The organism is Microlunatus sp. GCM10028923 (assembly GCF_042666975.1).
Taxonomy (GTDB): Bacteria; Actinomycetota; Actinomycetes; order Propionibacteriales; family Propionibacteriaceae; genus Microlunatus.
Genome location: NZ_JBHTFF010000013.1, coordinates 220780 through 244213, shown reverse-complemented (window position 1 = coordinate 244213; position 23434 = coordinate 220780). Strand labels below are relative to the sequence as shown.

Here is a 23434-nt window from a genome sequence, read left to right as displayed (position 1 = left end):
CCCGATCACCGCACCTCGCGCCGGGCGCCCGCGACGAAGGCGACGGCGACCTGCCCGGCCGCGACCCCGCAGAGCAGCAGCATCGGGACCTGCCACCCCCCGCCGGCCGAATGCAGCAGCCCGAAGGCCACCGGTCCGGCGGCGGCCAGCAGATAGCCGACCGACTGGGCCATCGCCGACAGCGCGCCGGCCGCGGCGGAGTCCCGGGCCCGCAGCCCGAGGAAGGCGAGCGCCAGCACCAGGCAGGCGCCGCCGCCGAGCCCGAGGACGACGCTCCAGAGCCAGGCCAGGCCCGGGGCCAGCAGCAGGCCGGCGTACCCGGTGAGGAGCAGCGCCGAACTCACCACCGCCGGCACCCGCTGGTCCCGGCCCCGGCGCAGGGCGACCGGCACCGCGAGGCCGGCCAGCACCGCGACCGCCTGGAACAGGAACAGCAGCCAGCCCGCCTCGGCGGCGCCGAAGCCGGCCGACCGGACCAGCTGCGGCAGCCAGGTGATCACGACATAGAAGCCCAACGACTGCAGGCCCAGGAAGGCCGTGACCGCCCAGGCCAGCGGCGACGCCCACGGCAACCGCTGCCGCTGCCGTACCGGCGCGGCCGGCGGGCGGGTCCGCAGCCGCGGCAGCCAGCCGACGACGGCGACCGCCGCCAGCACCGCCCAGCAGCCGAGCGCGGTCCGCCAGCCACCGGTCGCGGCCTCGGCGATCGGCACCGCCACGCCGGAGGCGACCGCGGCCACCCCGCCCATCACGGTCGCGTACGCACCGGTCAGCAGGCCCACCCGGTCCGGGAAGTCACGCTTGATCAGGCTGGGCAGGATCACGTTGCCGACGGCGATGCCGGCACCGATCAGGCACGTCCCCGCGAACAGCCCCGCCGCGCCGGACGCCGACCGCAGCAGGATCCCGGACGCCAGCACCACGAGCGCACCGCCCAGCAGCCGCTCGGCTCCCCAGCGCGCCGCGAGCCGCGGCACGAACGGCGACACCGCGGCGAACAGCAGCAGCGGGACCGTGTTCAGCAGACCGGCGACGGCCGGGGTCAGGCCCAGGTCGGCCTGCACCCGGTCCAGCAGCGGACCGACCCCGGTCAGCCCGGCCCGGAGATTCGCCGCCACCACCAGCAGTCCCCAGAGCAGCAGCGCCCGGCCGGAGCGCCCGGACGAGATCGGTCGGTCCATTGCGGCAGAAGGGTCGGCCGGTCGGGCGTCCATGCCGTCAACGATCGGGCCGTCCCGCGACGGCAGCCAGACCGTGCTCAGGCTGGCCCCGCCAGGGTCAGGCTCGGGCCTGCACGGCCGGCAGCCCGCCACGTACGCTCGCGGCATGGGCAATCCGCTGGGAGGGTTCATCCGGGCCAAGCGCGACAGCATCCAGCCCGAGACGCTCGGCCTGCCGGATCGGGAGCGACGGCGGTCGCCCGGACTGCGCCGGCTCGACCTGGCCGCGCGGGCCGGCATCAGCGTGGAGTATCTGACCCGAATCGAACAGGGTCGCGACCGCAGCCCGTCCCCGGCCGTCGTCAACGCGCTCGCGGACGCGCTCGGCCTCACCCTTCCGGAGCGGGACCACCTGCGCTATCTGGCCCGGCTCAGCAGCAGTCCCTGCGGTGCCGACGTCCGGCCGGAGCCGCCGCGGCGGCAGGTCCGGCCCTCGGTGCTGGCCACGCTGCGGCTGCTCGAGCCCGGCCTCGCGATCGTCACCAACCGGCTCGGTGACGTACTCGCCCACACGACGGGGTTCCGGGCGATCGCCAGTGACACCGGGATGCTCGACGCCGACCCGCCCAACCTCACCCGGTACGTCTTCACCGACCGCCGGGCCCGGACGATCTTCGTCGACTGGGACGCCGTGGCGGACGAGCAGGCATTCGACCTCTGGCTGACCCCGACGGTCGAGAACTCCGAATGGCTCACCACCGAACTCGCGGCGACCGGCGGGCCGGAGTTCACCGATCGGCTCCGGCATCACCGGGTGCCCGATCGCGGGCCGCTCCGGCTGGACCACCCGACCGGACCACGGCTCACCCTGCTCCGCGAGACGCTCGAACTGCCCGGCGACGGCCAGCAACTGGTCGTGTTCCTGGCCGCCGACGATCAGACCGCGGAGACCGTCGACGACCTGCGCCGGCGGTCGTCCGGGCCGCTCCGCTCGATCTCCTGAACCCGGCGCTCAGTTGCCGTAGTTGGCCCAGGACTTCGGGTACCGCTTGCCGGGCGTCGTCTCGCCGAGCATCTCGGACACCGTGACCAGCGTGTAGCCCTTGTCCTGCAGGCCCTTGATGATGTCTTCCTGGGCATTGATCGTGGTTTGGTGGATGTCGTGCATCAGCACGATCCGGTTCTTGGCCGCGCCGTGCAGGACCTTGCTCTTGATGTCGTACGGATCGTGGGTGTCCCAGTCGAGGGTGTCGACGTCCCAGAGGATCTGGGCCAGCCCGAGCTTCTTGGTCGCCTTGTCGACGCCCTTGTCGGTCGCACCGTACGGCGGCCGCATCAGGGTGACCTTGCAGCCGCAACCCTTCTCGATCGCGTCCGACGCCTTCTTCATGTCCTGGTACGCCCCGTCGACCGACTTCCGGTCCAGCGAGTCGTGGTCCCACGAGTGGTTCGCCACCTCGGAGCCGATCTCGTGGATCTCCTTGACCAGTTCCGGGTACTCGGCGGCAAGGTTGCCGAGCTGGAAGAAGGTGGCCTTCGCCTTGTACTTCTTCAGGAGCTTGATCAACTCCGGCGTCGTCTCGGGGCTCGGCCCGTCGTCGTAGGTGAGCGCGAAGCACTTGAGCTTCTTGCAGTCGACCGCGGGCTTCTCCGGCGGCTCGGAGCTGGCCGGCGGAGTCGGGGTCGGGCTCGGCGAATCCGGTGCCTCAGAACTCGCCGGCGCACTCGGCGAACCGCCGGGCGACTCGGACGTGGTGCCGGTGGACGAGGCTGGAGGACTTCCGGCTGTACCGGGTGGAACGCTCCCACATGCCCCGAGCAGAAGGGAAAAACCGATCAGAATTACCGCAGCCGCAGACGCAGGCACGGATCGCTTGAAACGCACCGGGCCGACGATACCCCTCGATGAGTACATCCAATGCACACCACGGGCCGCCGTGGTGAACGCCACGTCGAGGCCCCGTTGATCACCGTCGGGTACGGGCTCCGGCGACCGCCAGCACGGCCCGCTCCAGCGCGTACTCCGCGTCACCCTCGGCGCCCTTCACGGCCGCATCGGCGGCGGCCACGGCGTGTAGCGCGGAGGCCAGTCCGGACGAGTCCCAGCCGCGCGCCTGACCCCGCATCGTCTTGAGTTTCCACGGCGGTACGCCGACCTCGCGGGCCAGGTCCGGCTCGCGCAGCCCGCCCGGCGCACTGATCAACTTCGCCAGCCCGCGCAGCCCGGAGGCGAGCGCGCTGGTGACCAGCACCGGCGCGACCCCGGTCGAGGTGGCCCAGCGCAGCTGCTCCATTGCCTCGCCGGTGCGGCCGGCCAGCGCGGCGTCGGCCACCGCGAAGCTGGTCACCTCGGCCCGGCCGCCGAAGTAGCGCCGGATGGTGGCGACGTCGATCCGGCCCTCGGTGTCGGCGATCAGCTGCCGTACGCCGGCGGCCAGGGACCGCAGGTCGTGGCCGATCGCGTCGACCAGGAACTGGGCCGCCTCGGGCTCCAGGGTGCCGCCCGCCTGCCGTACCTCCGCGGAGACGAACTTGGGCAGCTCCCAGGCCTTGACCTGCGGGCAGTCGACCACCGTCACCGGCTTCAGCTTCTTCAGCTTGTCCAGCAGGCCCTTGCCCTTGTTGCCGCCGCCGTGCACCAGGACCAGCGTCAGGTCCTCGACCTTGGCGCCGGCGATCTCCAGCACCGGGTCGAACAGGTCCGACGACAGCTCGGACAGGTTGCGGATCACCGCCGCCCGGGAGCTCGAGAACAGCGACGGGCTGGCCAACTCAGCCAGCCGGCCCTGGTCGAGCCGGACCGCCTCGACCTCGGTCACCTCGAGCTCCGGCGCGGCGGCGCGGGCCTTGGCGAGCACGTCGGTGACGGCGCGGTCGGCCAGCAGCGACTCGGGGCCGGTGACCAGCAGGGTGCTCGGCACGGCGGAGCGGTTGGAGGAGGGCGGCACGGGGTCATCCTGCCACTGCGGTACGACAATCGGACGTACACTCTCCGGTCCGGCAGTGGGACCGCATTCTGGCGCTAACCGCGCGCGTGATGCAGTCTTGGACTGACATGCCAACCCGCATCCCCCGCAACCCGCCCCGCAAGGACACGCAGAACCCGCTGAGTACGCCATGACTGAAGCCGTCCCCGAAGCCACCGACCCGCCGCATCTGTTCACCGGCGAGCGGCGACTCCTGGACCGGCTGGCCAGGGTGCGCCCGGGTACGGTCGTGATCCTCTTCGACGGCCGCCGGACGGCCCGGATCAAGCTGCCCGGCGAGCTGCTGGTGCCGAGTTGGTGGCCGCTGCTGCCCGCACTCGAGGTGCTGCCGGTCACCACGGACACCATCGAGGCCGCGATCACCCTCGACGACGTCGTCACCGCCGACGGCGGGATGATCCACCGGATGGAACTCCAGGTGCTGCTGCGGTTGCTGGACGACGAGGAGTACCACGGGCTGCAGCAGCTGGCCGAGCACTACGGCGGCGAGCTCGGCCTGTTCCTGGCCCGCGGCGTCCAGGCGGAGCTCGAGGTGGCGGTCCGGACGGCGATGCGGATGAACGACTACGCCGAGATCCGGCGGCAGTCCCTGCTCAAGGTGCTGCGGGAGGCCTGGCTGCCGTACAACGTGGTCGACGACATGGTCGACGTCCAGGGCGTCACGATCCGCCGGGTGGAGTGGTCGGCCGAGCAGGAACCGGCCCCGGAGGCGCCGGCGGAGCGGCTCTGGGTCGATCCGTACGTCGACGAGACCTACGTCGAGGACTCCGACCTCGGCAGCACCCTGGCCAGCAGCTCCGAGGACGACCAGCGATCCGGGGTCGGCGGGTGAGCACCATCACCTCGGTCAGCACGGCGACCCAGCCGACGCTGGCCGGACTGTCCCGCAACGACAGCTACCTGCCGACGACGCGGGTGCTGGAGCTGTCCCGGCTGCCGATGTTGATCATGGTCGTGGTCAACGTGATCTTCTTCGTCGCCTACTGGCTGCCGGAGCTGGCCCGCGGCAACGACGATCCCCTGCTCGGCCAGCTGGCCCCGCTGGCCTCCGCCGCGTTCGCGACCGGCGGCGAGGCCTGGTTCTCCACCCAGCGCAGCACCGGCACCTGGTTGTTGATCTTCGGCCTGGCGATCGCCGTGCTGATCCGGTCCCGGCACTGGGTGGCCCGGCTGATCTTGTTCCCGGTCGCCTATCTCGGCGCCGCCCTGGTGCTGGTGATGATCTTCGGCGTGATCATCCGGGGCGAACTGTTCGGCACCCTGCTGTCGGTGCTGCTCGGCGTGGTCTGGGTGGCGACCGCGATCACCACGACCTGGCGCAGTCTCTGGCAGAACATCGACGACCTGCCGGACCGGCGCCCGCCGCGGATCTGGCCACTGGTGCTGGCCTGCGTCGCCGCAGTGATCCCGCTGGCGGTCGGCCGGGCCGTGTTCGCGCCGGAGCTGCGGCAGGCGGCGGCGGACCTCGCCGTGTCCGGGTCGGCGATGCGCTGGGCGGCCCTGTTCACCGAGGCGACCCCGCGGCTCTACCTGGCCGGGGTCGGCGTGCTGGTGGCCGGTTGGGCGGCCTGGCGGCTGCTGCCCGGCCGCCGGCCGGAGCGACCGGCCGGCACCGTGGTCGCGCTGCTGATCGCACTGGTGCTCGGGATGGGCGGGATCGGGATGACGGCGGCCCAGCTGGCGGCACAGCGGACCGAGCAGATCAGGTCGGGCGACCCGACCCCGGAACTGCTGTTCAGCTGCGTGTCCTGGCGGCAGCCCGGCGAAGGACCGGCCCGGACCCTGGTCGTGCACGGCGCCGGCTGCCAGCAGCTGAGCGGGTTCACCGGCTACACCCCGACGACGGACCGGGCCCTCGGCTACTCGATCTCGCCGGTCAAGGCCTCGCTGCCGGGCGGCCCGGAGATCGCGTCCGACGTGATCTCCGCGTCGTACGGCGAGATCCTGGTGATCGCCGGGACGGACCGGTTCGACGACAAGGCCAACCGGATCGTCGGTCTGCGGGTCACCGACGGCACGGAGGTGTGGTCCTTCCCGTGCGCGGTCGAATCGGGCCGCGGTGCCAGCCTCGAGCTGCGGTTCGCCGGGGCGCCGGACGGCGACGACCCGACGGCCGGCCGGCTGACCGACCGCGGCGAATCCGAGTCGGTGGTGGCCGTCTGCGGCGGCGTGACCAAGACCCTCGACCCCAGGACCGGCGCCGAGCAGTGACCGGGTTCCCGGCGCTGCGGACCCGCCGGCTGATGCTGCGCCCGGTCGTACCGGAGGATGCCGACGCCATGGTCGGGGTGCTGGCCGACCCGCTCCTCTACACCTTCACCGGCGGCAGCCCGCCGGACCTTGATCAACTCCGGGCCCGCTACCGGCGGCTGGCCGGCGGCCTCTCCCCCGACGGCGCCGAACGCTGGCTGAACTGGATCGTCCGGCTGGACGGGACGCCGATCGGCGTGGTCCAGGCGACCGTCCGGACCGCCGCCGGCGAGGCCGACGTCGCCTGGGAGATCGGCACCGCCTGGCAGGGCCACGGGTACGCGTCCGAGGCCGCGATCGGGCTGGTCGAGTGGCTGATCGGCGACGGCGTCCGGGCCGTCGGCGCGTACGTCAATCCGGAGCACGTCGCCTCCCAGCGCGTCGCCGCCCGGGCCGGCCTCACCCCTACCGACGAGACCGTGGACGGCGAGCAGCGCTGGGTCCGTACCGCTTCCTGACCGACCTCAGCGGGCGCCGAGCAGGTGCTCCAGGGCGAGTTGCTGCAGCCGGACGAAGCCGAAGCCGCGGGCGTTGTAGTAGCTCTCGGCGTCGAAGTCCTCGTAGCTGGACCGGTCCGCGACCAGGTCCTGGTACGACTCGCCGTCGTTCAGCGTCGGCTGGGCCAGCTCGGCCACCTTGGCGTCCGCCAGCGCCTGCTGCACCTCCGGGTCGGCCCGGAACGCCTTGGCCCGCTCCTTCAGCAGCAGGTAGGTGGCCATGTTGGCGCGGGCCGACTCCCAGACGCCGGCGTAGTCCTCGGTCCGGCTCGGCTTGTAGTCGAAGTGCCGCGGGCCCTCGTAGGCCGGGCCGCCGTCCGGGCCGCCGTTCTCCAGCAGGTCGACCAGCGAGAACGCGTTCTGCAGGTCGCCGTGGCCGAACACCAGATCCTGGTCGTACTTGATGCTGCGCTGGCCGTTCAGGTCGATGTGGAACAGCTTGCCGGCGTCCAGCGCCTGCGCGATGGCATGGGTGAAGTTGAGCCCGGCCATCTGCTCGTGGCCGACCTCGGGGTTGACGCCGAACAGTTCGGACCGGTCCAGCGTCTCGATGAACGCGAGCGCGTGGCCGACGGTGGGCAGCAGGATGTCGCCGCGCGGCTCGTTCGGCTTCGGCTCGATCGCGAACTTCAGGCCGTAGCCCTGATCGGTCACGTAGTCGGCGAGCAGGTTGACCGCCTCGCGGTAGCGGGCCAGCGCGGACCGGACGTCCTTCGCGCTGTCGTACTCGCCGCCCTCGCGGCCACCCCACATGACGAACGTCTCCGCGCCGATCTCCGCGGCAAGATCAAGATTGCGGATCACCTTGCGCAGCGCGAATCGGCGCACCGCGCGATCGTTCGAGGTGAAGCCGCCGTCCTTGAACACGGGATGGCTGAACAGGTTGGTGGTGACCATCGGGACCACGACGCCGGTGTCGGAGAGCGCGCCCTTGAGCCGGTCGAGCTGCGCTGTCCGTTCGGCGTCGGTCGCCTCGAACGGGAACAGGTCGTTGTCGTGGAAGGTGAGCCCATACGCGCCGAGTTCGGCCAGCTTGGTCACCGCCTCGACCACGTCCAGCGGTTCCCGCGACGGCGCCCCGAACTGATCCTGGCCGACCCAGCCGATGGTCCACAGGCCGAACGAGAACTTGTCCGCAGGGGTGGGGGTGACTGCCATGTCTTCAACGCTCCTTGATCATCTTTGAATTGTTGCCCTCCGCAACATATTCGCGCACAATCATCATCGTCAACGAAGGCGGGTGCCGTCAACGGAAGGCCGGTGAAAGATGTCAGCGGGTACGGACTCCTCGCGGCGCCGCAACCTGTCCGCGGTGCTGCGGCTGGTGCACACCCGGCGCGGACTCAGCCGGGCCGAACTGACCCGGCTGACCCGGCTCAACCGGTCCACCATCGGCGGGCTGGTCGCCGAACTGGCCGGGCTAGGCCTGGTCGTCGAGGCCGAACCGGCGATCGACGGCGTCGGCCGGCCCAGCCCCAGGATCGAGCCGAATCCGGACCTCGTCGCCGTGACGGTCAATCCCGATGTCGACGCGATCACGGTCGGGCTGGTCGGACTCGGCGGCGCGGTCCGGGCCAGGGCGCGCCGGGCGACCCGCCGGGTGCCGTCGCCGGAACGAGCCGCCGCCCTGGCCGACGGGGAGATCCGCAAGCTGCTCGGCGACTCCCCGCGGGCGCGGGTGGTCGGTCTCGGCGTCGCGGTGCCGGGGCTGGTCCGGGAGGCCGACGGCACCGTGGTCCTGGCGCCGCACCTGGGCTGGCGCGACCAGCCGATCGCCGAGATCTTCACCGCCGGTACGGCGATCCCGGCCAGGGTGGCCAACGATGCCCGGCTGGCCGCCGTGGCCGAGGCGACCTTCGGCGCCGCCGCCGGGCACCGGTCCGTGGTCTATCTGAACGGCAGCGCCAGCGGAATCGGCGGTGGGGTGCTGATCGAGGGCCGCCCGCTGCGTGGCCGGTCCGGCTTCGCCGGCGAGCTCGGTCACACCACGGTCAACCCGGACGGCGCACCCTGCCACTGCGGCCGCCGCGGTTGCCTGGAGACCGAGGTGACCCGGGACCGCCTGCTGACCGCGCTCGACCTCACCGACGCGGCCCCCGACGACCTGGAACGCCGGCTGCTGGCCGGCGACTCACCGGCCCGGACCGAGATCGTCAGGCAGCTCGACTGGCTGGCCCAGGCCATGATCAACTTCAGCAACGCCTTCGACCCGGAACTGATCATCCTCGGCGGCTTCCTGGGCTCCCTGCAGGCCGCCGACCCGGCCCGCCTGGACGACGCCATCGCCCGCTACGCCTTCGCCGCCCTCGGCACCCCGCCCGAGATCCGCCGCGCCACCCTGGGCTCCGACCTGCCGCTGATCGGCCCGGCCGAGTTGATCTTCGAATCCCTGATCACGAACCCGTACGCCGAGCTGCCCACGTCCCCGCCGCCGGCCGAGGGATGAGCCCGTCCGGACCGGGCCCCTTCCCCTCCTCCGCCATCTTTGACAGGCTGCGCTGCATGTTCACCCCGTTCGCTGATCATGACCACAGCGATGGTCAGCTCGGTCGGATCTTCTTCCACGGCAACCCGTGGCCGGCCGGTCACGTCATCACCGAGTTCGCGTGGACGGCCGAGCTCCGACCGGAGAGCGGCCTATGGTTCCACCTCCATCTGAGGACGGCCGACTACGACGCCGAATCGCCCGGACTCAGTACGGACGAGGACGACTGGCGGTCGGCAGAGACCTGGACGAACTACCGGAATTGCACGCTGTCCTCGACCTATTGGTCCGAGTATCCCGGCTTCCTGGTCTCCGGCTTCGACCAGCCGACGCCACTGGCCGAGCTGCCCGGCCGGACCTGGATCGTCGATCCTGATCCCGGTCGCGTCGGTTCGTTCGAGCCGGCGATCGGCCTCTACCTGACCGGTCACGACAGCGTCATCGATCACCGCATCACCTTCTCGGCAACCGACGGAGCTCGGCTCCGGCTGGAGTGGACCGGGCGCATCGCGTTGTCCTACGCCGGCGACGACGAGTTCCGCTACGCGTTCTCCGCCCGGGTCCAGCCGGTCCGGCTCCAATCGATCACCGCTCCCCCAGCCCTGCCAAGAGAGACCGTCGAACAGCTCCTTGCTGATCTTGGCTACCCGCTCGGACTGGAGCATGATCACGGCGGCCTACAGCAACCCGGTCGGTATCTCGTCAGCCCGACCCGATCATGATCAACTTCGCTGCTGAGCGCACCTACCGACGCTCGATTCTGGCCAGCCAGGCCGGCGCACCCTGCTTGTCGAACTTGGTTTCGTACCGATCCGCGTCGATCCGTACCACCCGCCAGCCGTCGCGGAACGCCGAACGAAGCTCCGCCTGAGACACGTGGCGCGGCCCGCCGTTACCCGGGGTGGTGTCGTTGAAGCACAGCAGGTGAACCAACCCGCCCCTCGCCGTCACCGTGGCCAGGCTGTCGACGTACCGCTGCCGCTCCTGATCATCGAAGGTGTGGAACAGCCCGCAGTCCAGAATCGTCTGGAACTCCCGGCCCAACCGGCCCAGCTGCAGAGCGTCACCCACCAGGAAATCCAGGTTCACGCCACGCGCGGCCGCCTTGGACCTGGCCACCTCGATGGCCGTGGGCGCCACGTCGACGCCGAGCACCTCCAGGCCACGCGCCGCCACCTCGATCGCGTTCTCGCCGGTCCCGCAGCCGGCATCGAGAACCCGCCCGGCAAAGGCCCCCTCCTCGGCCAGCCGTACGACCGCCGCATGCGGCCGGCCGGCATCCCAAGGCGGCCTGGTATCGCGGTACGAGTCGTCCCACGGCTGCCCGGTCAGCCGCTCGTGAAAGTCTCCCGGACCACCGGTCACTGCCAGAACCTCCGCATCGGCCCGCACCCCAACCAACTTGCGCGTTCACCAGTGCACCATCGATCGCCCAAATGGTCACGTCCCGCCTGAGGTCTGCCAGCTTCCGCCTCGGTCGCCACGGCCACGTGGACCACCACTTTGCTACAGCTTTTGTTGCTAGATCCGATACAATTGCTGCATGGTCAGCGCCGCATACCCGGCGGTCGCCGAGCTCGCGGAGCTCCGCTGGGGGATGGTCACCACCGCTCAGGCCGAGCAGGTGGGAGTCTCGCGTGCCCAGCTGTCGCGGATGGCCGACAAGGGGCTACTGACCCGTCTGGTCCAGGGCGTCTATCGGGTCGCCGGCGCACCCGAGCTCGAGCACGAGGCGATCTACGCTACGTGGCTCGCCCTCGGTGGCGCGACCCGACCCGCAACGCCCGACGGGGTGCCGGCCGTGGTCGCGGGTGGCGTGACAGCAGCGGTCCTGCACGGCATCGGTGACTTCTGGCCCGAGCACGACTTCCTCGTCCCCGCCCGCCGCACCACCCGCCTCCCCGCGGTCAGGCTCCGCATCCGGCACCTCGCCACGGCCGAGGTCAGCACCGCTGAAGGAGTTCCGGTCCTTACCGTCGAGCGAACGATCGCCGACCTCGTCAACCTTTGGATCGACACCTCACTGATCACCGACACGCTCCGAGACGGCATCCAGCAAGGCAAACTTGTGAACCCCCGCGCGCTGATCGACTACCTGAGCCCGTACGCAAGCAGGCACGATCATCCAGCCGGCGACGGGCAGGCGCTGGCTGCAGAACTGATCGAACGGGCCGGCATCGAACCACTGGGCTGGCCGAGCCGTGCCTGAGGCGAGGGATGTCACGACCCATCGTCGAGTGTGACGAAACCGACCGCCGAAATCGTTCTCAGCGGGGCGCAAGGTCACACTCGGCGCCCTCGCAGGTCGCCGAGGTGGGTCAGAGGGCGATCTGGAAGAAGTAGAGGGCGAAGTCGCGGTAGAAGCGGAGGCCGATGGCGGCGATCACCAGGAGGTACCAGACCGCGATGATCGTGATCTTGAAGTTGTCGAGCCGTTGCCCGATGGCCTGCGCCTTCTCGCCCAGCGCCCCGTCGGCGAGGGTACGGACGACGGTGGTGGCGACGATCGGGATGGTGACCAGCCAGACCAGCATGCACCAGGGGCAGAGCTTGCCGATCACGTACAGGCTCTGGGTCTGCAGCCAGGTGATGAAGACGCCGGCGAGCACCGTACCGACGGCGAAGCTGATCCGGAACCAGGGCGCGAACTGTGCGCGGGCGAGCAGCGCGGCGCCGAGCGTGATCACGACCGCGAAGCCGCCGATGCCGAGCAGCGGATTGGGGAAGCCGAGCAGCGAGCCGGCCGCGGAGGTCATCACCGGGCCGCAGGCGACGAACGGGTTGACGTCGCAGAACAGTTTGGCTTCCGGGTTCTCCAGCAGGTGGTTCCGCTCGATGGTCAGCGCCATCGCGGCGACGAAGCCGAGCGCACCGCCGATGATCAACAGCAGCGGGTACGCCAGCGAACGACCCGCGGCCGTCTCGTCGACCTCGTCGGCCTCGGGCGAACTCACCGCGACCATGATCAGGCTCCGACCAGCTCGTGCACCTTGTCGATCAACTGCTGCCCCTGCAGCAGCTCCGACTTCTCGCCGTTGATCATGATGGTCGGCGTGGCCTCGACGCCCGCCTTCACGGCCTCACCGGTGTTGCCGGTGATCCAGGAGCTGTACTTGCCGTCCTCGATCGCCTTCAACGCCTCGGGGTTGGTCACGCCGGCCTGCTCGGCGAAGGTCTTGAAGTCGCCGTTCTGCCAGATGTCGGTCTGCTCGGTGTGGTTGACGAACAGGGCCGAGTGGAAGGCGAGCCAGTCGGCCGGCTGATACGCGACGACGGCGGCGCTGGCGTTGCCCGCGGTCTGGCCGTACTGCGACACGAACTGGATCGGGCGATAGTTGATCGCCAGGTTCCCCTCGCCGAGCAGCTGCTCGTACGTCTTCGCGGTGGCGGCGTCGTACTCCTTGCAGTGCGGGCAGGAGTAGTCGTAATAGACGTCGATCTTGACCTTGGCGTCGGCCGCCCCGATTCGGATCGCGGTCCCGTCGACGGTGAGCGGGAGCTCCCGGCCGGCCACCGTGATGGTGGTGTTGGCGCTCGGCCGGCGATCGTTCTGGGTCACCACCGAGATGATCACGGCCGAGCCGATGATCCCGACCACCACCAGGGCGACGGCGGCGATCACGATGATCTGGGTCAGCCGACCGCGCTTCTGTGCCGCGGCGGCCTGCACCTTGGCCAGCTCACGGGCGGACTTCTTGGACCCCCCGGACTGTGACTTCGCCTTCACCGACGCCATCTGATGTCAACCTTTCGTCTTTCGTACGGCTCGAAGCCTAACAATGCCGCGTCGCCCCTGGACCGCTCCAGTGCACCGACCTTGCTGTGAATCAGCTGTCCCTTGCTGTGAACGCCGGTCATGGCGTGATCTCGACGTCGACTGTCGCGACCGGTTCCGCGAAGGTGGAGGTCCGTACGGAGATCTCGAAGCGCCAGGTCCCGGCGAGCGGGAGATCCAGGGAAGCGCGGTACGACCCCGCCGCGGCCGGCGAGGTCGTACCGTCAATCGGTCCCAGTCCGGATGCCCGATGGATGGCCCGGAGCCGAGGTGACTCGGCGGTCCGGGTTTGACGCCCCTCGGCATCAACGATCGTCATCTCGACCACGTTCCCGCCGATCCGCCCAGGATCGAGGTGACCGCGGACCGTGATCATATCGAGACGAACGGTGAAATCCCGCACCGGCGGACCGGGCTCGGCCGGCACCGGACTGAGCCCGACCAGGACGCCCGCGGTGACGACGGCCAGGGCGAGGATCGCCGCCTCGTTGAGGACGCCGCGACGGAGCCGGCGGAGCGCCGCAGTCCCGGTCCGGGCGGCGCGGACCCGGGGCAGCATCCGGTAGTGGTGGCCGGCGGCGAGGACGACCGCTACGGCGGTGAGGCCGATCTTGACCAGCAGCACCCGGCCGTAGCCGGTGTCGAACAGCGCCCGTGGCTCGGGCAGGATCAGCAGGGTCTGTACGGTGCCGGAGCCGGCCAGCAGCACCAGCGCCGTCACGGCGACGATCGAGAAGCGGTCCAGCACTTTCGCGTACGGCAGCGCGGCGGCGGCCTCCGGCTCGCGGACCCGGGCGGACGCGAGCAGGATCACCAGCCCGACCAGGCCGCCGAGCCACAGGCCACCGGTCAGGACGTGCAGCAGGTCGGCCGGCAGCATCAGCCAGGCCGGGCCCTTCGCGGCGCCGTGGCCGAGTGGCAGCGCCGCGGCGGCGGCCACGACCGCGCCGGCACCGACCAGCACCCGGCCGGCCCTGGTGCCGCGGTCCGGTGCCGCGAACAGCAACCCGAGCCCGGCCGCGGCGAGCAGGACGGAGCCGAGCGCGGGCACGAGCGGGGCGCCGGTCCGGGCCGTGATCACGGCGATGCCGATCCAGCCGGCCAGACCCACAGCGCCGCCGCCGAGTTCCAGCCGGCGGCGCAGCTGCGCCTCATCGCGCGCTGAGCTTGTCGAAGTGCCAAGCCGGACCGGGCCTGGCCCTTCGACAGGCTCAGGGCGCGTGCTCGCCTGCCCTTCGACAGGCTCAGGGCGCGGTGTGATGGTGGCCAGGGCGTCGAAGACGGCGAGGCCGATGACAAGGAGCAGGCCGAGGTAGGCGGCGGCCTGGGCGAGGATCCGGAACGGTTCGGCGACCTCGGCGGTGTCGGGCTGCGGTCCGGCGGGCGGTGGGCCGCGGTGGCCGATGGAGAACTCGAGGACGCCGGAGATCGGGTGCGAGTCCTCCGAGCCGGCCCGCCAGCCGAGCAGATAGCTGCCGGGGCCGAGGTCGCCGGGCAGGGCGACCAGGAGGACGGCGCCGTCGGCGGTCGCGGGCAGCGTCCGGGGTTCTCGGTCCGCTGCGTACAGCACGGTTCCGCCGTCGATCGCGCGGACCGGCTGGTCGAAGGTCAGCCGGACCGTCTCCGGCCGGGTCGCGACGACGGCGTCCTCGGCGGGGTCGGTGCCGAGCAGCCGGGCATGCGCGGCCGCCGGGGTCGCGGTGACGATCACCAGGACCCCGGCCAGCAGGAGCGCCCGCAGAATGCGGCGGAGAACGGTCAGGACCGCCGCCTGGTTCTGATCAGGGCGTAGCCGCCGGCGGCGAGCCCGAGCAGGCCGGCCACCAGTCCGGCCGGGCCGGTCCAGCCGAGCGACGACTCGGCCGCCGGAACGGCCGGCGCCGCGGACGACTCCGGACCGGTCACGGCGACGGACGGTGCGGGCAGTTCCAGGGTCTCCGGGTCCTGCCCGGCGGCCGGCACCTGGATCCAGGCGGTCTCGCCCTTGGCACAGGTCTGCACGGTCGGGAACGCGAGCGTCGTGCCGGCGGCGTCGTCGGGCAGCTTCACCTGGACCTGGAAGGTCTGCCGGAGCTCGTCGGGCAGCGGCTGCTCCGCCGTGTAGACGACCTGGTCGACCCGTTCGGTGATGGTGGTGCCGTGGCTGTCGGTCTTCGGCTCGGCCAGCTTGACCCGGACCACTTCGGCCTTCCAGTCGGCCACGACGGTGGGCTTGGTGGTGGTGATCACCTCCGGGATCTTGATCGCGATCTTGGTGGTCGGCGATCCCTCACACCCGTGCGGTACGGCGAACGTCAGCACGGCGTACTCGCCGGCGACGGCCCGCGCGGTGCTGACCGAGACGTGGGCACTGGCCGGGGTCGCGCCGAGCAGCAGGAGCAGAATTCCGCCGATCACGGTGGCGGGAACTAGACGTTGCATCGCAGTCATTCCTCGTTTCGCTGGTCCGAACGCGACGATTCTACAACTTGTAGAAGGCATCGGGGTTCAGGTCGTCACGGCGAGCATCGGTACGGTCATGATGATCATGCCGAGCACCATGGCGACGGTCGCCGTCCGTTCGGCGATCCGGTGCCGGTGCCGGCGTAGGACGGGCCCGGCGAGCGCGACCAGCTGCCGGCTGCCGACCACCAGGAACGCCACCAGGACGGCGATCCCGGCCAGCGAGGCGATCGGCCCGGGCGGGCGGATGATCATGACCAGCGCCATCCAGGACATCCCGAACATCATCACCGCGTGGGCCGGCCAGGCCTCCCGGTCGCCGCTGCAGCGGACCCGCGGCAGCAGGTACCAGACGCCGGCCAGCGCAAACCCGGCCAGCTGGAGCCAGCCCGACCAGGCCGGCTGCCGGAGCCAGACCATGGCGATCATGGACACCGCCATGATCACGTGCAGCAGTTGCGAGACCGCCCCGGTACGGCCGGCGCAGCCCCACGGACGAACCAGCCGGACGACCCCGTAGGCCGCAACGGCCGCGGAGATCACGGTGATCGCCCAGGCGTCGATCATGATCGGAAGTTGCGCAGGCGCAGGCTGTTGGTGACCACGAAGATCGACGACAGCGACATCGCGACACCGGCGATCAGCGGGTTCAGCCAGCCCGCGGCGGCCAGCGGGATGGCGGCGATGTTGTAGCCGAACGCCCAGATCAGGTTGCCCCGGATCGTCTTCAGCGTCCGCCGGGACAGCTCGATCGCGTCCGGGATCACGCCGAGGTGGCGCCGGACCAGGATCAGGTCCGCCGAGCGCAGGGCGATGTCGGTGCCGTTGATCACCGCCAGCCCGAGGTCCGCCGTGGCCAGCGCGGTGGCGTCGTTGATCCCGTCGCCGACCATCGCCACCTTCGCGCCGCCGGCCTGCAGCGACTCGATCGCGGCCGCCTTCTGGGTCGGCAGGACGTCCGCGATCACCGCGTCGACGCCGATCGCCTCGCCGACCGCGTTCGCCGCGCGCTCGTTGTCGCCGGTCAGCAGCACCGTGGTCAGGCCGAGCCGGCGCAGTTCCGCGACCGCCTCGGCGGCCGAGTCACGGATCGTGTCGGCCAGCCCGAGCACCGCCACCACGACGTCGTCGACCGCGACCAGGACCGCCGTCTGCCCTGCGGACTCGGCCGCAGCCAGCTCCTCCTGCGCGGTGTCGGGCAGCGCGATCCGGTGCCGTTCCATGAGCTTGGCGTTGCCGATCAGCACCCGGCGTCCGTCCACCACGGCCCGGGCGCCGAGGCCCGGTTCGGCGGCGAAGTCGATCACCGTCGGCTCCGGCGCGTCGGGATCGGCCAGGGCCGCGATCGCCGCGCCGACCGGATGTTCGGAGTGCCGTTCCGTGGCTGCGGCGAGTCGGACCACCTCGGGCTCGGCGAGCTCGCCGACGACCCGTACCGAACGGACGGCGACCGACCCCTCGGTCAGCGTTCCGGTCTTGTCCAGCACCACCGTGTCGATCTCGCCGCTCGCCTCCAGCGCGTCCGGGCCCTTGATCACGATGCCCAGCTGGCCGGCCCGGCCGACCCCCACCATCAGCGCCGTCGGCGTGGCCAGCCCCAGCGCGCACGGGCAGGCGATGATCAACACCGAGATCGCCGCGCTGGCGGCCTCCCGGATCCCGGAACCGGTGATCAGCCAGCCGGTCAGGGTCAGGGCGGCGATGATCAACACCGCCGGTACGAACACGGCGACGACCCGGTCCACCAGCCGCTGCACCCGGGCCTTGCGGGCCTGCGCCTGCTCGGCCAGCACCGCCATCTGGGCCAGCTGGGTCTGCTGCCCCACCCGATCGGCCTTGATCAACAACCGGCCGGTCAGGTTGATCGTGCCGCCCAGCACCGTCGAGCCGGCCGCCGCCTCGACCGGCAGCGGCTCGCCGGTCATCATCGACACCTCGATCGAGGATGCGCCGTCGAGCACCGTGCCGTCGGCGGCGATGGTCTCCCCCGGCCGGACCGCGAAGGTCTCGCCGACGCCGAGGTCGGCGACGTCGATCACCCGTTTCTCGCCGTCGCGGATCACCCGGACCCGGTTCGCGGCCAGCCGGTTCAGCGCGCCCAGCACGTCCGCGGCCGACCGGCGGGCCCGCGCCTCGAAGTAGCGGCCGGTGAGCAGGAAGGTGGTGACCGCGGCCGCCACCTCGAGATAGATCGAGTCCGCGCCGGCCGGCGTGATCCCGTACCCCAGCCAATAGCCTTGATCATCGGGCGAACCGGTGATCAAGGAGACCACCGACCAGCCGAACGCCGACAGCACGCCGAGCGAGACCAGCGTGTCCATGCTGAACGAGCGGTGCGCCAGGTTGCGCAGGGTGGCCCGGTGGAACGGCCAGGCGCACCAGAAGACGACCGGGATCGCGATCAGCACGCACAACCATTCCCAGTACGGGAAGCGCAGGCCGGGCACCAGGGCCAGGGCGATGGTCAGGTTGCCCAGCGGCAGGGTGAGGATCGCCGCGACGGCCAGCCGGCGGCGCAGCATGCCGACCCGGTCCGGCCGGCTGCTCTCGTACCGGTCGGCCGCCTCGGTGTCGGTGGGGATGACGTCGGCGGTGTAGCCCGCCTTCCGTACCGCCTCCACCACGTCCGGCGCCCGGTCCGCGGTGAGGCCGGTGACCACGGCCCGTTCGGTGGCGTAGTTGACGATCGCCGTCGCGCCCTCGAGCCGGTTCAGCTTCTTCTCGATCCGGGTGGCGCAGGCGGCGCAGGTCATCCCGCCGATGTCGAGCTCGATCCGGCCGGCCCGGTCGGTGATCACCTCAGTGCCGGTCATCGCGCGCCACCTCACGATCGGATTCCCGCCGGGCCAGTTCGGCCAGCATCGTGTTGTAGGCGTCGAGTTCGTCGTCCCGGCCGCGGACCGTCCGGTCCTTGCGCCGAGCCTCCCGCTGGTCGGACCTGAACCACTGCGCGACCAGCGCGACGATGATGATCAACAACGGCAGTTCGCCGGTGGCCCAGGCGATCTGACCGCCGACCTGCTGATCGGCGGCGAGATCGTGCGGCCAGGCCAGGCCGAGCGAGGTGTAGAAGTTCTCGCCGATGATTGAACCACCGGACAGCACGGCCACGGCGAAGAACGCGTGGAACGGCATCGCGGCGAAGACGAAGCCGAGCTTGGCCACGTGCGGGATCGGCCGCGGCGGCGCGTCCACACCGACGGCGAGCCCGTAGAACAGGCAGCCGGCGATCAGGAAGTGCAGCGTCATCAGCTGGTGCGCCCAGTGGTACTTCATCGCGGAGTCGAACAGCCCGGAGAAGTAGAGCGCGTAGAACGAGCCGATGAAGATCACCCAGACCACCAGCGGGTGGGTGATCAACCGGACCGGCCGCATCAGCAGCGCGGCGTTCACCGCATCCCGGATCCGGTACGGATCGCCCGGCCGGGACACCCGGCCGGCGCGCTGCAGCAGGGTGATCGGGCCGGACAGCACGATCAGCACCGGGACCAGCATGTTGAAGGTCATGTGCACGGCCATGTGCCAGCTGAACATCGCCGAGGAGTACATCCAGACCCGGCTGGTGGTGACCACGAGCACGATCAGCCAGGCCAGGGTCCAGGTCACCATCCGGTGCACCGGCCAGTGATCACCGCGCCGGCGCAGCCGCAGGAATCCCCAGCCGTACAGGAGAATCGCCGCGACGGCCGCCGCCGCGAAGAGCAGGTTGGGCCGACCTGGGAGCAGCATCTCGGCGGCCTGCGGCGGGACCGGCACGTCGAAGCCGAGGTAGTTCTCTTGAGCCGACTGCGGCCACCAGTAGCGCGGCGGGATCATCGCGGTCAGCGCGGCCTGCGCACCGAGCACGAAGATCATCAGAACCGGGTCCCAGCGCGGGGTGATCGCCGAGCGCAGCCGGACCAGCCAGAGCACGGCCAGGATGATCAACAACGCCAACAGGCCGGCCAGCACCATCCCGTAGCCGGACTGCCAGGGCAGTTCGTCGACCAGTTCGAAAGCGGCGATGCCGACCCGGGCGGCCAGGCTGAGCAGCAGCGCGACGCCGGCGACCAGCCGATAGCGGGCGATCACGGACGGATCCCGCCAGGACTCGCCGGCCGCCCAGGTGATCGCGAACCAGGCCGACGAGGCGAGGGTGAAGACGGTCGCCGCGTCGGTGGCGAGGTCGTGGCCGGCGCCGACCGAGACCTGATTGGTGAGCACCGACGGCAAGCCGCCGAAGGCGACCAGTCCGGCGATCACCACGGCCGACGGCCAGCTGCCGACGAACCGGGTCAGGATCGCGACCAGGAAGGCGATCGCGGCGGTCAGCAGCCAGGCCTGCGCCGACTGGTTCGCGGTCAGGAAGTCGCCGGGCGAGTAGAGGAAGTAGGCCACCGGGACACCGGTGCTGATCGCCGCGCTGAACGGTACGGCGGCGAGGGCGGCGACGGCCCAGTTCAGGGACCAGCGGCTGGCCGAGGTGAGGGCGTCCAGTTGCGCACCGGACAGCCGGTGACCGTCCTCCCGCGCGGGACGCCGGGCGAACGCGACGACCTGGACCAGGCGGGCCAGGGCGACCAGCGCGCTGACGCTCGCGACGAAACCGAGCAACGCCCCCATCGCGATGGTTACGGCGTCGGCCTCGACCCGCCCCGGCAGGCTGGTCTGGCCCGACTGCCAGGCCGCGGCGACCGCGACCCCGGCGGCCGCGACCAGCGTCGCCACGACGAGGACGACGGAGCGTGCGGCGCTGGGCCGGGGCGGAGCGGCGGTGACGCTGCGGGGATCGTCGGCCGGGGAGTCTGTCTCGTCCATCTCGCCGGAGACTCTACGCTAGGCTTCAACAACTTGTAGAAGGAGAGGTATGGTCCGGGACCGGGGCGAACTCGAGGCGAAGGTGATGGCCGCACTGTGGCGGCATGACGCGCCACTGACCGCGCGCGAGATCCAGGCCGCGATCAGCGATCCGACGCCCGCCATCACCACCGTGCTGACGATCCTGGAACGGCTCCGGACCAAGGGCCGGGTGCTCCGCGAGGAGGCCACCGGATCGACCTACCGCTTCGCCGCCGCCAAGTCGGAGTCCGAGGACGCGGTGGAGAAGATGCTCACCTCGCTCACCGCGACCGAGGACCGCGCGGCCGCCCTGGTCCAGCTGGCCGGCAACCTGGACGCCCGGGACGCGGACACGCTGCGCCAGGCCCTGGAGGCCCGCCGGAACGGGAAGCGGAGCAGCCGATCATGATCATGGTCGCGGCCCTGGTCGCGTACACGCTGGGGACGATGTTCCTGGCGCCGCTGCTGCTGGGTCGCGGTCACTGGCGGATCGAACGGCCGCGGCTCTGCCTGTGGCTCTGGTTCACCCTGTTCCTGTCCGGCCTGGTGTCGGCGGCGGCGGCGATCGGCCTCGCGATCACGTACGGCATCGAGGCGCATCTGGCCGCGAGCCGGCAGGACTGGCTGGTGCCGACGGGTGGCACCGTGCTCGCCTGGATCTCGCTCGGCCTGGCCGGCGGCCTGCTCAGCGTCGTGGGTACGAAGCTCGGCGGCATGATCGTCGCCGAACGGAAGCTGCGGGCCGACTTCGACCGGTTGATCAGCGCCGCCGGGTATCGGCAGGAGACGGTCGCCGGCCTCTCGGTGCACTACATCAACTCGCCCCGCCCGCTCGCCTGCGGCCTGCGCGGCCGTACCGGGGAGATCGTGGTCAGCTCCGGCCTGGCCGACCGGCTCTCCCCCGCCGAGGTACGCGCCGTGATCGAACACGAACGCGCCCACCTGCGCGGCCGGCACGACCTGGCCACCCGGCTCGCCGCCCTCAGCTGCGCCTGCCTGCCCACCCTGATCGCCTCCCGCGAACTACACCGCGCCACCCTGCTGCTGACCGAGCTGATCGCCGACGACGCCGCCGCCCGCCACTGCGGCGCCGGCATCACCGCCTCCGCCCTGGCCAAGCTGTCCACCGGCGACGACCACCTGTTCCACCTCCGCGCCCAACGCCTCCTCCCCGCCTGATCCCCGCCCCCGGTCCCGCCTCCCCCGGTCCCGCCGACTCGGCACAAAAGCAGCCGTTTCGGCGGCGTGTCGCTGCGCTTATGCCCAGTCGACGGAGGGGGTGGCGAGGAAGGTGGAGGCGGTGGGGTGCTGCGGCGGGCAACGAGCAGAAGGACCGGCAGGTCAGGGATGGCCTGCCCAGCGGCGCGCCGCGCGGGTGAGCTCCAGCACCACCTGCTCCTTCGCCGTTCCGTAGTCGGCGCGGCTGTCCGGATGGGCCAGCGCGGCGGCCCGCTTCGCCTCGGCATAGCGCGCGACCGCGTCGGGATGCGCGATCAGGTAGTCCCGGAAGTCGCGGTCGGCCTGCGGTGCCGGGGACCGGACGTGGAAGACGTGCAGATGCTCGGTCCGGACGCCGTCGGTGTCCCGCTTGAAGAAGATGTGGTCGGGATCGTCGGCGAAGTACTTCGGGTTGTACGTGTAGCCGAGGTCGAACACGCCGGATCCCTTGGCCAGCACGGAATCCGGGTCCGTGGTCGTGACGAGCAGGTCGATGATCGGCTTCGCGGCCAGCCCCGGCACGCTGGTCGAGCCGATGTGCTCGATCACCGCGTCGGCGGGCAGCACCGGAGCCAGCTCGGCCGCGTCGGCGGCGAACCGGGCGGCCCAGTCGGGAGACCAGTCGACGACCTCGACCAGCGGACCGGCGGCGGTCACGAGGCCGGACCGCCGAGGTCGAGCAGCACCTTGCTGCTCTTCCGCCCGCCCGCGACCTCGAACGCCTCGGCGACCCGGTCCAGCCCGAACGTGTGGCTGATCATCGGCTCCACGTCCAGCCCGCCGGCCAGCAGCGCCAGCGCGTCGCTGATCTCGTCGACGAACCGGTAGCTGCCGCGGTAGTCGATCTCCCGCGACACCAGCGCGGCGAGGTCGGCGGGATGCGGGCCGGCCGGCAGGTTGCCGACCTGGACCAGGACGCCGCCGCGCGCGGTCGCCGCGAGCACCGGGCCCACCGCCGCCGGCACCCCGGATGCCTCGAACGCCACCTCGACGTCCTCCGGCAACGGCTCCCCGGCGGTCAGGTCGATGGCGACGTCGGCGCCCATCCGGCGCGCGATCCCGAGCGGGTATGGGGCGACGTCGGCGACCGTGATCGCCGCGGCGCCGGCGGCCCGGGCCGCGGCGACGACGAGCACGCCGATCGGTCCGCAGCCGCCGACCAGGACGGTCCGGCCGGCCACGTCGCCGGCCCGGTTCACCGCGTGCAGCGCCACCCCGAGCGGTTCCGCGACGGCGGCCCGCCGGAGGTCGACTCCTTCCGGCACGGGACGCAGCTGCCCGACCGGGACCGTACGGAAGTCGGCGAAGCCGCCCGGCGTGTGCGGGGTGAACGCCGCCGAGCCGAAGTAGCGGACCACCCGGTGCAGGTTGGTCCGGCCGGCGATCCGGTCCGGCAACGCCTCGTCGCCGACCACAGTCGCGGGATGGACGGTGACCGGATCGCCGACCGCGAGCCCGTCCGGTTCGGGGCCGGGCCCGAAGGCCGCGATCCGGCCGGACACCTCGTGCCCGAGGACCAACGGCTCGGTCATCACCGCGACGCCGGTGCTGCCGTGCCGCCAGTACGAGAGGTCGGAGCCGCAGATGCCGCCGAAGGCCATCCGGATCAGGGCCTCGCCCGGTCCCGGCTCCGGTTCCGGCAGCTGCTCGACGCGAAGATCCCCCGGCCCGTGGGCGACCACGGCCCTCATCGGTCACACCCTGGCATGCGCCGCAGCGTAACCGACGCCACAGTGCGCCCTCTTGCGAGGTGTGTGACCAAAAGACTAATTTGGTCATCAGTCACATCTGAGGGGGAGGTC

At 71.3% G+C, this 23434-nt stretch carries 23 protein-coding genes; 9 read left to right on the top strand and 14 right to left on the bottom strand.

Translation table 11 applies throughout. The annotated features are described in order from the left end of the window. Positions 1–5: 5 nt before the first annotated feature. A complete protein-coding gene (locus ACFQU4_RS28005) occupies positions 6–1214 on the bottom strand; it encodes a CynX/NimT family MFS transporter (protein WP_377498403.1) in 1209 nt (402 codons plus the stop codon). Positions 1215–1326: 112 nt separating this feature from the next. Here ACFQU4_RS28005 and ACFQU4_RS28000 point away from each other — a divergent pair, with 112 nt between their 5' ends. Then, entirely contained in the window at positions 1327–2163 is an 837-nt protein-coding gene (locus ACFQU4_RS28000; RefSeq protein ID WP_377498401.1) for a helix-turn-helix domain-containing protein, read from the top strand. A gap of 9 nt (positions 2164–2172) precedes the next feature. Here ACFQU4_RS28000 and ACFQU4_RS27995 read toward each other — a convergent pair whose 3' ends face one another. Beyond that, positions 2173–3075: a polysaccharide deacetylase family protein gene (locus tag ACFQU4_RS27995; RefSeq protein ID WP_377498463.1), complete on the bottom strand. Its 903-nt coding sequence runs from the start codon at positions 3073–3075 to the stop codon at positions 2173–2175. A 52-nt stretch (positions 3076–3127) separates the two neighbouring features. After that, positions 3128–4108, bottom strand: a complete 981-nt coding sequence (holA, locus tag ACFQU4_RS27990; protein WP_377498399.1) for a DNA polymerase III subunit delta — start codon at positions 4106–4108, stop codon at positions 3128–3130. Between the two features lie 169 nt (positions 4109–4277). Here holA and ACFQU4_RS27985 point away from each other — a divergent pair, with 169 nt between their 5' ends. From ACFQU4_RS27985 to ACFQU4_RS27975, 3 genes are read left to right on the top strand one after another with little or no spacing between them, the layout of a single operon-like run. After that, positions 4278–4979, top strand: coding sequence for a hypothetical protein (locus ACFQU4_RS27985; protein ID WP_377498397.1), 702 nt, complete (start codon positions 4278–4280; stop codon positions 4977–4979). After that, a complete protein-coding gene (locus ACFQU4_RS27980) occupies positions 4976–6358 on the top strand; it encodes a hypothetical protein (protein ID WP_377498395.1) in 1383 nt (460 codons plus the stop codon). Before ACFQU4_RS27985 ends, ACFQU4_RS27980 begins: the two co-directional genes overlap by 4 nt. After that, the gene (locus ACFQU4_RS27975) at positions 6355–6855 is read left to right on the top strand and encodes a GNAT family N-acetyltransferase (protein ID WP_377498393.1); all 501 of its coding nucleotides are present in this window, start codon (positions 6355–6357) and stop codon (positions 6853–6855) included. The genes ACFQU4_RS27980 and ACFQU4_RS27975 overlap by 4 nt, the downstream gene beginning before the upstream one ends. Positions 6856–6861: 6 nt before the next feature. Here the strand turns inward: ACFQU4_RS27975 and xylA are convergent, their stop codons facing one another. Then, on the bottom strand, positions 6862–8052 hold the full coding sequence (xylA, locus tag ACFQU4_RS27970; protein WP_377498391.1) for a xylose isomerase: 1191 nt from the start codon (positions 8050–8052) through the stop codon (positions 6862–6864). 109 nt (positions 8053–8161) lie between these two features. Here xylA and ACFQU4_RS27965 point away from each other — a divergent pair, with 109 nt between their 5' ends. Then, a complete protein-coding gene (locus ACFQU4_RS27965) occupies positions 8162–9340 on the top strand; it encodes an ROK family protein (RefSeq protein ID WP_377498388.1) in 1179 nt (392 codons plus the stop codon). A gap of 56 nt (positions 9341–9396) precedes the next feature. Beyond that, positions 9397–10101 (top strand): hypothetical protein, encoded by a 705-nt coding sequence (locus ACFQU4_RS27960; RefSeq protein ID WP_377498386.1) that lies wholly within the window; start codon positions 9397–9399, stop codon positions 10099–10101. A gap of 22 nt (positions 10102–10123) precedes the next feature. Here the strand turns inward: ACFQU4_RS27960 and ACFQU4_RS27955 are convergent, their stop codons facing one another. Then, a complete protein-coding gene (locus ACFQU4_RS27955; RefSeq protein ID WP_377498384.1) occupies positions 10124–10744 on the bottom strand; it encodes a class I SAM-dependent methyltransferase in 621 nt (206 codons plus the stop codon). A gap of 178 nt (positions 10745–10922) precedes the next feature. Between ACFQU4_RS27955 and ACFQU4_RS27950 the strand changes: the two genes are divergently transcribed. After that, positions 10923–11588, top strand: a complete 666-nt coding sequence (locus ACFQU4_RS27950; protein WP_377498382.1) for a type IV toxin-antitoxin system AbiEi family antitoxin domain-containing protein — start codon at positions 10923–10925, stop codon at positions 11586–11588. 109 nt (positions 11589–11697) lie between these two features. Here the strand turns inward: ACFQU4_RS27950 and ACFQU4_RS27945 are convergent, their stop codons facing one another. From ACFQU4_RS27945 to ACFQU4_RS27915, 7 genes are all read right to left on the bottom strand, one after another. After that, positions 11698–12333 (bottom strand): vitamin K epoxide reductase family protein, encoded by a 636-nt coding sequence (locus ACFQU4_RS27945; RefSeq protein WP_377498380.1) that lies wholly within the window; start codon positions 12331–12333, stop codon positions 11698–11700. A gap of 11 nt (positions 12334–12344) precedes the next feature. Continuing rightward, entirely contained in the window at positions 12345–13115 is a 771-nt protein-coding gene (locus tag ACFQU4_RS27940) for a DsbA family protein (protein WP_377498378.1), read from the bottom strand. A 118-nt stretch (positions 13116–13233) separates the two neighbouring features. Continuing rightward, positions 13234–14865, bottom strand: a complete 1632-nt coding sequence (locus ACFQU4_RS27935; RefSeq protein WP_377498376.1) for a copper resistance protein CopC — start codon at positions 14863–14865, stop codon at positions 13234–13236. Between the two features lie 47 nt (positions 14866–14912). Beyond that, entirely contained in the window at positions 14913–15575 is a 663-nt protein-coding gene (locus ACFQU4_RS27930) for a YcnI family protein (protein WP_377498374.1), read from the bottom strand. 66 nt (positions 15576–15641) lie between these two features. After that, a complete protein-coding gene (locus tag ACFQU4_RS27925) occupies positions 15642–16163 on the bottom strand; it encodes a DUF5134 domain-containing protein (protein ID WP_377498372.1) in 522 nt (173 codons plus the stop codon). After that, on the bottom strand, positions 16160–18409 hold the full coding sequence (locus ACFQU4_RS27920) for a heavy metal translocating P-type ATPase (protein ID WP_377498370.1): 2250 nt from the start codon (positions 18407–18409) through the stop codon (positions 16160–16162). The genes ACFQU4_RS27925 and ACFQU4_RS27920 overlap by 4 nt, the downstream gene beginning before the upstream one ends. Beyond that, entirely contained in the window at positions 18396–20393 is a 1998-nt protein-coding gene (locus ACFQU4_RS27915; RefSeq protein ID WP_377498368.1) for a cytochrome c oxidase assembly protein, read from the bottom strand. Before ACFQU4_RS27915 ends, ACFQU4_RS27920 begins: the two co-directional genes overlap by 14 nt. A 49-nt stretch (positions 20394–20442) precedes the next feature. Between ACFQU4_RS27915 and ACFQU4_RS27910 the strand changes: the two genes are divergently transcribed. Both ACFQU4_RS27910 and ACFQU4_RS27905 read left to right on the top strand, forming a co-directional pair. Beyond that, positions 20443–20823, top strand: coding sequence for a BlaI/MecI/CopY family transcriptional regulator (locus tag ACFQU4_RS27910; RefSeq protein WP_377498366.1), 381 nt, complete (start codon positions 20443–20445; stop codon positions 20821–20823). Further along, positions 20820–21593, top strand: a complete 774-nt coding sequence (locus tag ACFQU4_RS27905) for a M56 family metallopeptidase (protein ID WP_377498364.1) — start codon at positions 20820–20822, stop codon at positions 21591–21593. The genes ACFQU4_RS27910 and ACFQU4_RS27905 overlap by 4 nt, the downstream gene beginning before the upstream one ends. Positions 21594–21755: 162 nt before the next feature. Here the strand turns inward: ACFQU4_RS27905 and ACFQU4_RS27900 are convergent, their stop codons facing one another. Then, the gene (locus tag ACFQU4_RS27900; RefSeq protein WP_377498362.1) at positions 21756–22289 is read right to left on the bottom strand and encodes a GrpB family protein; all 534 of its coding nucleotides are present in this window, start codon (positions 22287–22289) and stop codon (positions 21756–21758) included. Further along, positions 22286–23323 carry an L-idonate 5-dehydrogenase gene (locus ACFQU4_RS27895; RefSeq protein ID WP_377498360.1) on the bottom strand — a complete coding sequence of 346 codons (1038 nt, stop codon included), beginning with the start codon at positions 23321–23323 and terminating at the stop codon, positions 22286–22288. The genes ACFQU4_RS27900 and ACFQU4_RS27895 overlap by 4 nt, the downstream gene beginning before the upstream one ends. Positions 23324–23434: the final 111 nt, after the last annotated feature.